At 66.4% G+C, this 12,400-nt stretch carries 9 protein-coding genes and 1 tRNA gene; 6 read left to right on the top strand and 4 right to left on the bottom strand.

Translation table 11 applies throughout. The annotated features are described in order from the left end of the window. Nucleotides 1-59 precede the first annotated feature (59 nt). Nucleotides 60-1,106, top strand: a complete 1,047-nt coding sequence (locus NSE01_RS01345; protein WP_170233714.1) for an AraC family transcriptional regulator — start codon at nucleotides 60-62, stop codon at nucleotides 1,104-1,106. Here the strand turns inward: NSE01_RS01345 and NSE01_RS01340 are convergent. From NSE01_RS01340 to NSE01_RS01325, 4 genes are all read right to left on the bottom strand, one after another. After that, complete coding sequence (locus NSE01_RS01340) at nucleotides 1,072-3,018, bottom strand: pyrroloquinoline quinone-dependent dehydrogenase (RefSeq protein ID WP_170233712.1); 1,947 nt, start codon at nucleotides 3,016-3,018, stop codon at nucleotides 1,072-1,074. The two genes, NSE01_RS01345 and NSE01_RS01340, sit on opposite strands and share 35 nt — an antisense overlap. A 5-nt stretch (nucleotides 3,019-3,023) precedes the next feature. Beyond that, nucleotides 3,024-4,730 carry an amidohydrolase gene (locus tag NSE01_RS01335; protein WP_246134975.1) on the bottom strand — a complete coding sequence of 569 codons (1,707 nt, stop codon included), beginning with the start codon at nucleotides 4,728-4,730 and terminating at the stop codon, nucleotides 3,024-3,026. A gap of 69 nt (nucleotides 4,731-4,799) precedes the next feature. Further along, nucleotides 4,800-7,112, bottom strand: a complete 2,313-nt coding sequence (locus tag NSE01_RS01330; RefSeq protein WP_147157827.1) for a TonB-dependent receptor — start codon at nucleotides 7,110-7,112, stop codon at nucleotides 4,800-4,802. A 191-nt stretch (nucleotides 7,113-7,303) separates the two neighbouring features. Next, nucleotides 7,304-7,393 (bottom strand) — tRNA-Ser (locus tag NSE01_RS01325). Between the two features lie 147 nt (nucleotides 7,394-7,540). On the opposite strand from NSE01_RS01325, the gene NSE01_RS01320 reads away from it, so the two are divergent. From NSE01_RS01320 to NSE01_RS01300, 5 genes are read left to right on the top strand one after another with little or no spacing between them, the layout of a single operon-like run. Then, nucleotides 7,541-8,599 carry a lytic murein transglycosylase gene (locus tag NSE01_RS01320; RefSeq protein WP_147158015.1) on the top strand — a complete coding sequence of 353 codons (1,059 nt, stop codon included), beginning with the start codon at nucleotides 7,541-7,543 and terminating at the stop codon, nucleotides 8,597-8,599. Next, the gene (locus NSE01_RS01315) at nucleotides 8,583-9,584 is read left to right on the top strand and encodes a septal ring lytic transglycosylase RlpA family protein (protein ID WP_147157826.1); all 1,002 of its coding nucleotides are present in this window, start codon (nucleotides 8,583-8,585) and stop codon (nucleotides 9,582-9,584) included. The genes NSE01_RS01320 and NSE01_RS01315 overlap by 17 nt, the downstream gene beginning before the upstream one ends. Nucleotides 9,585-9,628: 44 nt before the next feature. After that, on the top strand, nucleotides 9,629-10,807 hold the full coding sequence (locus tag NSE01_RS01310; RefSeq protein WP_246134974.1) for a D-alanyl-D-alanine carboxypeptidase family protein: 1,179 nt from the start codon (nucleotides 9,629-9,631) through the stop codon (nucleotides 10,805-10,807). Nucleotides 10,808-10,814: 7 nt separating this feature from the next. Continuing rightward, complete coding sequence (tmk, locus tag NSE01_RS01305) at nucleotides 10,815-11,441, top strand: dTMP kinase (RefSeq protein WP_147157825.1); 627 nt, start codon at nucleotides 10,815-10,817, stop codon at nucleotides 11,439-11,441. Next, on the top strand, nucleotides 11,438-12,394 hold the full coding sequence (locus NSE01_RS01300) for a DNA polymerase III delta subunit-related protein (protein ID WP_147158013.1): 957 nt from the start codon (nucleotides 11,438-11,440) through the stop codon (nucleotides 12,392-12,394). Before tmk ends, NSE01_RS01300 begins: the two co-directional genes overlap by 4 nt. Nucleotides 12,395-12,400: the final 6 nt, after the last annotated feature.

Raw genomic sequence — 12,400 nt, 5'->3', positions numbered from 1 at the left:
GCGGAATGATCCGAAGCAGAGCCAGATGCGGAGGTCACACACATGGAATGGGGGCGGGCATGTTGAAGCCGACGATCTCGGTCCTCGTGTTGCGCCACGTGGTCAATTGCCTCGATCTCGTGGGCTGCGATCCGGAACCACTTCTGGCGCGCTTTTCGCTGAGGCGCGACGATCTCGATAACGCGCGCGGGGTCATGCCGCTCGAGCAGTTTCTGAGTGTTCTTGAATCCGCCGCGCAGGAAGCCGGCAATCCCTATCTCGGGCTGCAGGCAGGGCGGCTCGGCGCACTCAACAGTCTGGGCGCGCTCGGCTTCCTGTTCCTCAGCGCGCCATCGCTGCGCACTGCGTTCACCAGCTTTTCGGCCAATCTTGCGACGATACAGGACGCAGTCCGCAACCGCTTCAGCGCCAGCGAGGGCCTTGCTACCTACGAGTACCTGATTACCGACCAGACCCTGCAATCGCGGCGTCAGGATGCGGAATTCTCGATCGCGATCATGCACAACATGTGCCGCAACTATGTCGGCGGTGAGTTCGAGCTGGTCGAGGTGCGGTTCGAGCATTCGTGCCAGAGCGAGGAGCGGGTCTACCGCGAATTCTTCCGCTGTCCGGTGTTCTTCGATCAGGAGACCAATTCGATCACCTTCGAGGCGCGCTTCCTCGATTGCACCAGCCCGGTGATCGATCCGGAGCTCTACCCGATCGTGGAGGAGCATGTGCGGCGGCAAGCGGCGGAAGCGACACGGCGCGGCACGTCGCTCGGCGCGCTGGTGCGGGCGCTCGAGGCGAGCCCGCTCGACAGCGCGCCGCAGCTGGAGGACGTGGCCGAGAGCATGGGGGTTTCGGCGGCGACGTTGAGCCGGAGGCTGCGCGCGCAAGGGCTGCGCTGGCGCGATCTTGTCAACGAACGGCGGATGCAGGCGGCGGCGCGGCTGCTGCGGCAGAGCCGGCGCGACGTGGCGGAGATCGCGCTGTCGGTTGGGTTTGCCGAGAGCGCGAGCTTCATTCGCCGGTTTGGCCGGCATTTCGGGATGACCCCGCAAGCCTATCGCCGGGCAGGCGAGGACAGTGTCAGCGCAGGGCAAACGCCACCAACGCGTCACTGAGCCGGGTGCCGAAGCCGCCGTGCCCGCCGGTGTTGACGACGACATATTGCCGGCCATCGGTGTGGCGGAAGGTCATCGGCGTGGCGGTGGCGGGCGCGGGGACGAAGGCCTGCCACAGCTCGCGCCCGGTCTGGATATCATAGGCGCGCAGGCGGCTATCGAGGCTGGCGCCGATGAATATGAGGCCGCCGCGCGTGACGATGGGGCCACCCTGGTTGGGGGCTCCCCATGCGGCGGGTGAGGTGATCCCGCTGGACGTGGTGATGCGGCCAAAGGGCACCTGCCAGCGCGTCTGACCGGTCTTCATGTCGATGGCGGTGAGGCGGCCCCACGGCGGCGGATTGCACGGCACGCCGAGCGGCGACATCAGCACTTCGCGCAGCATGACATAGGGCGAGCCTTGCATCTCGTAGTAGGAGACGCCGGGCCTCAGATCGCGCTTGGGATCGAACTTTGCGCGGGGCACAAGCCGGACCGAGGCGGCGAGGTTGGAGGAATTGACCACGGCAAGGCCGGTCGCCGGATCGTAGGCGAGGCCCCCCCAGTTGGTGCCGCCGAGGAAGCTGGGGTGGAGCAGCGAGCCATTGATGCTGGGCGGCGTGAACAGGCCTTCGTTGCGCAGGGACTTGAGCCGCGTGCGGCAGGCAGCGGTATCGAAGCCGAGCAGGCCCCATGCATCCTCGGCGGCAAGATGCTGCGAGGTGACGGCATGGGGCAGTAGCGGCATGGGCTGGGTGAGCGAGGCGCGCTCGCCGGGCATATCGCTGGCAGGCACCTTGCGCTCGGCGACGGGGAACAGCGGTTTGCCGGTTTCGCGGTCGAGCACGAAGATGTTGCCGGTCTTGGTGGCCTGGATCACGGCTTCAGCGGGGCGGCCATTGTGGTCGATGGTGGCAAGGGTGGGGGCGGCGGGGAGGTCGTAGTCCCACAAGTCGTGGTGGACGGTCTGGTAGGACCACACCTTCCGGCCGGTGCGCATGTCGAGCGCGACGACGGCGTTGGCATCGGGGATGCGGTCAAGCCGGTTCACGCCCAGCGTGTCCCAACTCGCGCTACCGGTGGGGAGGAACAGCCATCCACGCATGGCATCAACCGAGAGCGGCGCCCAGGCATTGGCAGCGCCGGTGACCGCTGAAATATCGTCCGGGATCGGATTCCACGACCACAGCTGCTTGCCGGTGACGACATCGAACGCGCGCACGATGCCGTCGAGCGAATTGCGGTACATGTTGTCCTGCACCGCCGTGCCGAGCGCGACGACATTGCCCCAGACGGCGGGCGGCGAGGTGTTGGCGGGCCGGCCTTCGCCCTTGTAGTCCATCGCGCCGAGATCAACGCGGCCGTTCTGGCCGAAGCCGGTGCAAAGGCGCCCGGTATCTGCATCGAGCGCATGGAGCACGGCGTTCTGGGCGCCGTAGAGGATGCGCTTGCCGCAGGGCTGCGCGCGAGTGGCAGCGTCCGGCGCCTGCCAATAGGCGACGCCGCGGCAGTAGTTCTCGTGGTACATGTTGCCGGTGCGCGGCTTGTGCGGGTCGTATGACCAGAGTTCGCGCCCGGTTGCGGGATCGAGCGCGACGGCACGGCCATATGGCGTGCAGCCGTAGAGCCGGGCGTTGACGTAGATCGGCGTCATTTCGCCGACGGTCGCGTCAACCGTCTCGCTCCCGGTGGAGACTTCGCCCGAATGCCAGACCCAAGCGCGTCGCAGGCTGGCGACGTTGGCGGTGTTGATCTGGTCGAGCGCGGAATACTTGGTCGATGAGGGCTGGCCGCCGTAGCTTGGCCATTCGGAGGCTTGTGCTTCGACGGCAGCGATGTCGGCTCGTGCGATGACGGGCGGCCGATCAGGGCCCCGCTGCTGGCAGGCGGCAAGTGCCGCGAGAAGAGCGAAGCTGATGAGGCGCCGCCACATCGCGGTTATTCCTTGGCCCGCGCGAAAATCTGCTGTCCGCCGACCCATGTCTCCAGCACCGTGGTGCTGTGGATCTGCGTCACCGGTATCGCGAAGGGATCGCGGTCGAGCACGAGGAAATCGGCGTACTTGCCGGCTTCGAGCGAGCCTGCCTTATCCGCCATCCCCATCCGTTTTGCCGCGTTGATCGTGAACATGGTGATCGCTTGGGGCAGCGTGATCGCCTCGGTGAGGCCATAGCTGCGCGTCCCGCCGCCCGGGTTGCGGCGGGTGACGGCGGTCTCGATCCCGATCCACGGATTGGGGGAGGGGACGACCGCCCAGTCCGAACCGGCAACGACCAGCGCACCGGAGGCAAAGCCCTCCTTGATCGGCCAGACGCGGTCTATGCGCGGGCTGCCGACGGCTGTAGTGATGTCGTCGTTGATCGGCTGCGGATCCCACAGATAGGGCGAGAATTCGACGGCAGCGTTCAGTGCCTTGAAGCGCGGCAGATCAGCGGGATCGACGAACGTGGAATGGCCGACCTGATGCTGCGGTCCGCCCATGCCATTGGCCTTGCGCGCGGCTTCGATTGCATCGAGCGAGGCACGCACCGCGCGGTCTCCGGCGGCGTGGAACAGCACGGTGACGCCGAGCTTGTCCCACGCGGCGAGGTTCTTCGCCATCACTGCCGGATCGAACAGCAGCAGGCCGCGCGCAGGAGCATTGGGCTGGCCGGCCTGATAGTCTGCCAGCATCGCGCCGGTGTGGCTCTCGGTCGGCACGCCGTCGGCGAAGACCTTGATGCAATTGGCGTTGAAGGTGGCGCGGGCGAACTTGGCCCTGTCGGCAAGCGTCTGATCGAACGCGGGATTGGGGCGGCCCGATTCCGAATAGGCGATGCAGGCCTGCACGCGCTGCTTCAGCACGCCCTTGTCTGCCAGCGCCGCGTAGACTTCGAGGTCGTCGCGGTAGGCCATTGCCTCGACATAGCCGACCACGCCGAAACCGGCGAGCATGGCGAGATGCGCGGAAAGCTGGCGCTCGGTTTCGGCCTGCGGCTGCGGCGGGACTTTGACGGTGAGCAGGCGACCTGCCGTTTCGCGCAGGATGCCGGTGGGATTGCCCGCCGCGTCGCGCTCGATGATCCCGCCTTCGGGGTTGGGCGTGCCGGGGCCGATGCCCGCTGCTGCCAACGCGCGCGAATTAGCCCAGACGCTGTGGCCGCTGACATCGAACAGCATGACCGGATTATCGGGCGATACGGCATCGAGCGTCGCGGCGGTGATCGGTGTGCCGATCATCAGCGAAGCCTGCCACTGGCCGCCGCTGACCCACTCGCCCGGCTTGGCCGCCTTCACGCAGGCGGCGACGAGTTCGAGCAACCGCTGCGGCCCGGCGTCTTGCGGCACGCGGCAACGGCCTTCATCGCCCTTGGCTTGCAGCACGGGGTGGACGTGCATGTCGTAGAGGCCGGGGAGGACGGTGCGGCCCTTTAGGTCGACAATCTTGACGCCGGCGCGCGGCCAGGCCTTGGCCTGCCCGGCGGTGCCGATCCGCACAATGCGCTGGCCGCGCACGTCCATTGCGCTGCGCCAGCCTTGCGGGGTGTAGATATGGCCGTTGATGAAGCGCACCGCCGGTGCAGGCGCGGCCCTTGCGGCAGCGGGAAGGGCGTGGACCAGCGCCGCGATGGCGGCGGTGGCAAGCATGCGGCGCATGATGTTCATTCCGGCTATCTCCCCAGGTCCGTAAGCGCCGCCCGCCCCTGATGGGCAGTGCGGCGCGCACAGGTTACGTCACATGCGGTAGCTTGCGGTCACGCCGAACGTGCGCGGGCGCAGCGTTTCCCGGCGGAAGAATTCGAACGGGTTCGAGGCCCGCTCGCGCCGGGTCCAGGTTGACTTGTCGAGGATGTTGTTCACGAACAGCGAGATATCGAAGTTGCCCGGCTTCACGCCGATGCGCGCCGACCAGAAGGCAACGGCAGGCGGCAGGGTAAGAGCCGTATCGATCGCGCCGTTAGCGGGGTTCAGATAGGGCGGCAGCTTGCTCTGCTTCGAACGGTAATCGAAGTCCGACCGGACATAGCCGCCCTTTTCCCGGAACACGTCGAAATCGTACTGCGCGTGGAAGGAAGCCGTCCAAGGCGCGCCGAGCACCGCATCGCCCTTGCTCACGAAGGGCGCGGCTGCGGTCGGGCCGCCCTTCACTGTGTCGAGGAACTTGGCATCGACGTAACCGATCTCGGCCTGCAGGGTGAGGCGGTTGGTCGGACGGACTTCGACCTGCAAATCGAAGCCGCGGCTGCGCGCCTTGCCAAGGTTGTTGGTGAACTGGAAGCCGCAGGAATTGAGCGCGACCGCCTGCTGGATGTTGTTCCAGTCGATCTGGTAGACGCTCGCCTGCACGCTGCCGAGCCCGCCAAACTTGCTCTTCACGCCGAGTTCGTAGCTCCACACCGAGTCCGACTTGAAGTTGGTCGGGCGGCCGTTCGGATAGCCGATGCTGGCAAGCTCCGGCCCGCAGAACACGCCGACCTGCGGGTTGTAGCCGCCGACGCGGAAGCCGCGCGAGGCCGATGCGTAAACCAGCGTATCGGGCGTTGCCTGATAGTTGATACCGAACTTGGGCGTGATCGGGTTTTCGCTCTGGCGGCCGCGGTCATCGACCAGCGGGCCGACGACGAAGCCTTGCGCAATCGAGCGGATCGTGAAGACGGTGTGGCTGTAGCGCAGGCCCGCAAGGACGGAGAGCTTGTCGGTGAATTTGTAGGTGACCTGCCCGAACAGGGCCGCCTGCTCGTCGGTCGAGACCGCGTTCTGGTCATACACCGAGAAGCCCGCCACCGGGGACGGAGCACCAAACAGATAGACCGGCAAGTAGGGGTCGGTGACGACCTGCAGCGACGTCTGCTGGGCATGGGAGTAGAACCCGCCGAGGACCCAGGTGAGCGGGCTGGAGGCGTTGTTCGACTGCAGGCGCAGCTCGCCGGTCCAGTTCTTCTGCGCGACGAGGAAGTCCGACGGGCCCTGCTGGTCGGGGAAGAACGGCAGCGCGTTCACGCCGGTGAACAGCGTCTGGTCGAAGTTGGTGTAGTCCTGAACGAAGGCCTGCTTGCGATCGAAGTACGAACCGACCGCGATCACATCCACGGCGCCGAGGCCGACGCTGACGTTGAGCGAGGCCAGAGTGAAGCGGTCCTTGCTCGTTTCGGCCAACTGGTTGGCGTTGACGAAGACGTGCTTGTCGTAGTTCGAAAAGGCTTCCCAGCTCTCGCCGCTGTCGGCGGCCTTGATGTTCTGGTAGTAGACGGCGGGCGTGATCTTGACGTTGTCGACCGGCTGCCAGGTGAGGGCAATGCGCCCGACGTAGCTGTCGGTGGAGTTCGCGTTCTTCTGGACGACCTTGTTCGTGAACGAGCTGATCCGATCGACGTAGCCGCCATCGCGGCGGTAGTAGCCGCTGGCAGCGATGCCGAGCTTGCCCTCGATGATCGGAGCGGTGAACGAGATGCCGCCTTCGCCATTGGCTGCGCCATGCTGGGTCGCGCTGCCTTCCGCGCGGCCATAGACCTTGACCACATCAAGGCTGGGCTGCTGCGTGATGAAGCGCACCGTGCCGCCTTCCGAGCCTGCGCCAAACAGCGTGCCCTGCGGGCCGCGCAGCACTTCGACGCGGTCGAGATCGAACACGACCGGATAGGCATTGCCGCCGCCATAGCCGAGCTGGCGGATCTGGATCGGCACATCGTCGATGTAGATACCGGTGGTGGCCGCGCCCACCGACGAGTTCACGCCGCGGATCGCGATGTTGGTCGTGGTGTTCGATTTCTCGAAGCTGACGCCAGGCGTCTGGCGGATCACGTCGCTGAAGTTGCGGATACCGCGGCTGTCGAGCGCCTCGCGAGAAAGCGCGCTGACGCTGAGCGGCACCTTGTTGATGCTCTCGCTCTTGCGGGTCGCGGTGACAATGATCTCACCGCTGTCGGCCGCATCGGCCGCGCCTGCGGCGGCATCGGCTCCGGCGGCCTGCGCCATGGCCACATCAGCCATCATAAGGGCGGCAAGGGCCGTGCCCGCTGCGAAATGGTTGGCGCTGCGCCTGGTCATCGTCTGGAAACTCCCCTGTTGCGGCCTGCGTCTGCATGGGCGACGCCAAGTCCGATCCGGACATAGGCTATGGGCTGGGGAGGGATTGCCATTGACCTGAACTGGCAATGCGCAAGACCGCTGCACGATGCGGCATATTCGCCCGCCCATGGTGCGTGGTTGGCCACATTTGCCAAGGCTGCCGGGAAGGGTGGCGGACAGGGTGGGATTCGAACCCACGGTGAGCTTCCACCCACGGCGGTTTTCAAGACCGCTGCCTTAAACCACTCGGCCACCTGTCCGCAGCGCTGAAGCGCGCGCAGAAGCCCGATAGCGGGCAAGCGATGTCTCGCAAAGAAGTTTTGCGCCGGGGAACGAACGGCACTTCCCACGCAATTCATCGATTGAGGGATTCCCAGCTTGGCCGTGCTGTGCGACTGTCATGCGTGATGCTGCTGCCGATCCGTTTTCGTGTGCCCCAAACCCTCGGCCTCTTGCGGGCGGGGCTCGCCGCGCTGGTGCTATCGCTGCTGGCGGGGCCGGCGGGCGCGCAGGGAGACGAGGCGGCAGCCGGCTTTCAGGGCTATCTCCAGTATCTTGCAGCCAAGGCCCGCGCTGAAGGCGTGCGCGAGACGACGATTTCCTCGGTCATGGCCGGGCTGACGGAGAATCCGCGTGTCATCGCGCTCGACCGCGCGCAGCCGGGTACTTCGTCCTCGATCCCTGCCTTCGCGGGCTATCGCCGTGCCCATGTCGATGCGGCGCGGATCGCCGGGGGGCGGCGGCAGTATGCTGCTTCGGCCGATTACCTCGGCGGGATCGAGCAGCGTTACGGCGTCCCGTCCAAGATCCTGCTGGCGATCTGGGGGCATGAGACGAATTACGGATCCTATACGGGCGATTTCGATCTGGCGCGCTCGCTCGCCACGCTTGCTTATGAGGGGCGGCGGCGGGCGCTGTTTGCTGAGGAGTTCATCGCGCTCCTAAAGATGGTCGATCGCGGAGTGCCGCGCAGCAAGCTCGTTGGCAGCTGGGCCGGGGCCTTCGGCAACCCGCAGTTCCTGCCAAGCGTCTATCTGCGCGTGGCGCAGGACGGTGACGGCGACGGGTTTGCCGATATCTGGTCAAGCAAGCAGGACACGCTCGCCTCGATTGCGAACTACTTCCGCGATGCGGGGTGGCGGGCAGGGGAGCCGTGGGGTGTGGCGGCGGATGTGACGCTGCCGCTGGACCGTCCCGCGCTGGGAACCGCACTCGCCAGCCCGCGTTGTCCTCAGGTCTTTGCACGGCATTCGCAGTGGAAGACGGTGGGCGAATGGAAGGCGCTCGGCGTGGTACCGCGCGCGCCGACTTTGGCGGACGACACGCTCGCCAGCCTGCTCGAACCCGATGGCCCGGGGCAGACCGCCTATCTGCTAACCGGAAATTATCGAGTTATCCTCGATTACAACTGCTCGAATCTCTACGCCCTCTCGGTGGGACTTCTGGCTGATGAAATTGCCCGTTAACAGGAACAATGGCGTGCTGGCGCTGGCCATGGTGCTTGCGCTTGGTACCGGTTTGGCAAGCCCGGCAACCGCGCGCGAGCGGAAGCTAGCCGTGCCGGAGGTGTCAGGACCGGCGGGCGACTATCCGGTGACGCTGGGCGATCCCTTCGTTGTCGACGGCGTCACCTATACCCCCGCCGACACGCTGAATTACGATGCCGTCGGCAAGGCCGTGGCAATGGGCGTAGAGGAAGGTGCCCCCGCGCGGATCAACGGTGCGCACCGAACTCTGCCGGTGCCAAGCTATGTCGAGGTGACCTCGCTTTCGACCGGCCGCACAATTCTCGTGCGGATCGACCGGCGCGGACCGATGAGCGGAGACGGGCTGGTGGCGCTTTCGCCGATGGCGTGGACGCAGCTTGGTCTGCCGGGCGATGCCTCTGCGCCGGTGCGCGTACGCCGGGTGAATCCGCCCGAACCCGAGCGGGCGCTGCTGCGCACGGGCCAAGCCGCGCCGCAGCGTATGGATACGCCGCAGGGCCTGCTCGCAGCGTTGCGGCGCAAACTCGGGCTGGAGCCGCCGGTTGGTGAACTACCGGTATCGATCCACCCGGCAGAAGTGGCGGCAAGCCCAACTCCAAATCCGACTACAGTTCCTGCCAAACCCGCCGCGAAGCCTGCACCCGCTGCAGAGAAGCCTGCGCCGAAGCCTATTTCGAAGCCCGCCCCAAAGCAGGAAGCCGTGGCTCCACCCAAACCGGCTACGCCTGCGGCAGAGCGCCCGAAGCCGACCGCCGCTGCTGGCCGGTACTACGTCCAGATCGGCGCCTTTGCGCAGCGCTCCAATGCCGAAGCGGCCGCGCGCAAGGCTGGCGGATCGCTTGTGCAAATCGGATCGCTTTGGCGCGTACGAAGCGGGCCGTTTTCGGCGGGGGATGAGGCCGACCGCGGACTGGCGAAGGCCCGCGCTGCGGGCTATGCGGGTGCCCGGATCGTGCGCGACTGAACGTCGGCCCCGGCGCGGTCCCCCGATAAGCTGAGGACCCGCGCTTGCCATCGAGGACCCTGACCGCTTTGCTGATCGCCGCGCTGGCAGCCCTGCCAGTACGCGCCGCGGCGCCTGTGCCCGAGACTGCCCAGACCGCTGCACCTGCGATACCGCAGATCTCGGCGCCCATTGCGCTGCTGATCGATGTCAATGGCGGCCGCGTGTTGTTTGAACGGCAGTCGCATAGGCGATTCGTGCCGGCTTCGCTCACCAAGATCATGACGAGCTATGTCGCTTTCGAGCTCATCAAGGCAGGCAAGCTGAAGCTCGACCAGCGTTTCACGATGAGCCACGAAGCCTTCCGCAAGTGGCACCGCGTGGGCAGCACGATGTTCCTTGCCGATGGCAGCGACACTTCGGTGGCGGAGCTCCTCGAAGGCATCGTCACCGTCTCCGCCAACGATGGCTGCGTCGTCCTCGCGGAAGGCGCTGCGGGCAGTGTCGGCGCGTGGACCGAAATGATGAATGCCGAGGCCAAGAAGCTCGGCATGAAAGACACGCACTACAACACCGCCAATGGCTGGATGGACGAGGGCAATACCTACGTTTCCGCCGCTGATCTGGCGACGCTCAGCACCGCGCTTATAACGCGGCATCCGGCTCTCTACGCGCGGTTCTATGGGCACGACCGACTCGCGTTCCGCGGCATCGAGCAGCCCAACCATAACCCGCTTTACGGCCATGTCGTAGGCGCGGACGGTGTGAAGACGGGGTTCACCAACGAGGCGGGTTACGGCCTGGTCGGTTCGGCGATCCGCAATGGGCGGCGGCTGATGATGGTGGTTGGCGGCTATGACAACGGTAAGGTGCGCGCGAAGGAATCGCGCGATTTCATGGAATGGGGCTTTGCCGCGTTCGAGGAACATCCGCTGTTCGCCGCTGGGTCGAAGATCGGAACGGCCAGAGTTCAGGGCGGCGAAGCGCGGAGCGTGGCCCTCGTTGCGCCGCATCCGCTGGCGCTGACGCTGCCGCGCGGCGCCCATGCGCAGTATTCGCTGAGCCTGCGCTACAAGGGTCCGCTGCGTGCGCCGATCGCCAAGGGCGATGAAGTCGCCAGCCTTGTCGTGCGCGTGCCGGGTGAGGGGGAAACCCGGCTTCCGCTGGTGGCTGCCGAGGCGGTGCCGGAAGCAGGCTCACTGGCGCGGCTGCGCAATGGCCTGCTGGCCATGCTGGGGCAATGAGCGGCCAATGACAGGCCGGTTCATCGTGTTCGAGGGCGGGGAAGGGGTCGGCAAATCGACCCAGAGCCGCCTCCTTGCCGAAGCGCTGCGGGGAAGGGGCCTCGAAGTAGTCACCACGCGCGAGCCGGGCGGCACACCCGGCGCAGAGGCGATCCGGGCGCTGTTGCTCCAAACGGATGGACCGGGCTGGGGCTCGCGCGCCGAAGCGCTGCTGTTTGCTGCGGCACGCGCGGACCATGTCGAGACCCTGATCCGCCCGGCCCTCGCGCGCGGTGCATGGGTCGTGTGCGACCGTTATCTCGATAGCAGCCGCGCCTATCAGGGCGGCGGAAGCGGGCTACGCGACGCGGATATCCTGACGCTGCACGGGATCGGCAGCGAGGGGCTCCTGCCCGATTGCACCGTGCTGCTCACGCTTGATCCCGAAGAAGCGGCCGCACGCGTGGCCAGGCGTGATGCCGGCGTACTCGACCGCATTGGCGGGCGCGCGGCGGACTATCATGCACGGGTGGCCGCCGCGTTCCAGCGCTTTGCCGAGGCGGAGCCAGAGCGCTTTGCCATGATCGCGGCACAAGGCGCGCCCGAGGAGGTTCATGCGCGCGTGATGGCAGCGGTGGACAGCTTGTGCGCCTGATCGGCCACGATGAGGCGTGGAACGTGTGGCGCGCGGCGCGAGCAGGCCAGCGCATGCACCACGGCTGGATTCTTGCGGGCCGTGAAGGCCTCGGCAAGGCAAGTTTTGCGCGCGCGGCGGCGGCAGAACTGGTCGCCGAACCGGGCGTGCCGCAGCCGGCGCCCGAAGTGCATCCCGATATCCACCTGCTTGAGCCGCTGCCGAGCAACGATGACGAAACCAAGAAGCGCGATGAGGGCAAGGCATACACCCGCAAGCGCAACATCAGCGTCGACCAGATCCGCGGCGTGCAGCGGCGGCTCGTGACCCGGCCAACGCTGGGATCGCGGCGCGCAGTGATTATCGATGCAGCAGACGATCTGGAGAAAGGTGCGGTCAACGCGCTGCTCAAGAGCCTTGAGGAACCACCCGCAGGCACATTCTTTCTGCTGGTGACGCATCAGATCGGCCGGTTGCTGCCCACAGTCCGCTCGCGCTGTACGGTGCTGCGGTTCCACCCGCTGGAGCCCGACGATTTGGCACGGGCGCTCAGGGAAGCTGCGCCTGAACTTGGCGGTGCGGCGCTCGAAGCCGCGATCGCAGCGGGTAGCGGCGCTCCCGGTGCTGCACTCGCCTTTGCCGAGATGGAACTGGGCAGCGTCTGGCAGATCATGTCGCGCCTGGTAGCCGAGGGTGATCCTGATCTTGCGCTGCGGGGCGAGCTTTCGACGGCACTCGGCCAGCGACCAAGCCGGGAACGGCTGCTTGCGGTGATCGAGGCGGCCCGCCGCGTGCTGGTGACTGCCATGGCGCGCAGCGATGATATGACGCGGCTGCGGATCGTCGAAGCGCATGCCGCATTGGCTACGCTCGCCGCGCAGGCTCCGATCTACAACTTCGAGCCGGCCCTGCTGCTTCTGGAAATCGGCGGCTTGCTGGCATCGGTGGCGCGCACTAGGGAGAACGCGGCCTGAAGCAGG

Origin of the sequence: Novosphingobium sediminis (genome assembly GCF_007991615.1) — a bacterium.
In the GTDB taxonomy this organism is placed as follows: domain Bacteria; phylum Pseudomonadota; class Alphaproteobacteria; order Sphingomonadales; family Sphingomonadaceae; genus Novosphingobium; species Novosphingobium sediminis.
Note: the sequence above shows the minus strand (reverse complement) of the source record. Positions and strands in the feature narration are given on the sequence as shown.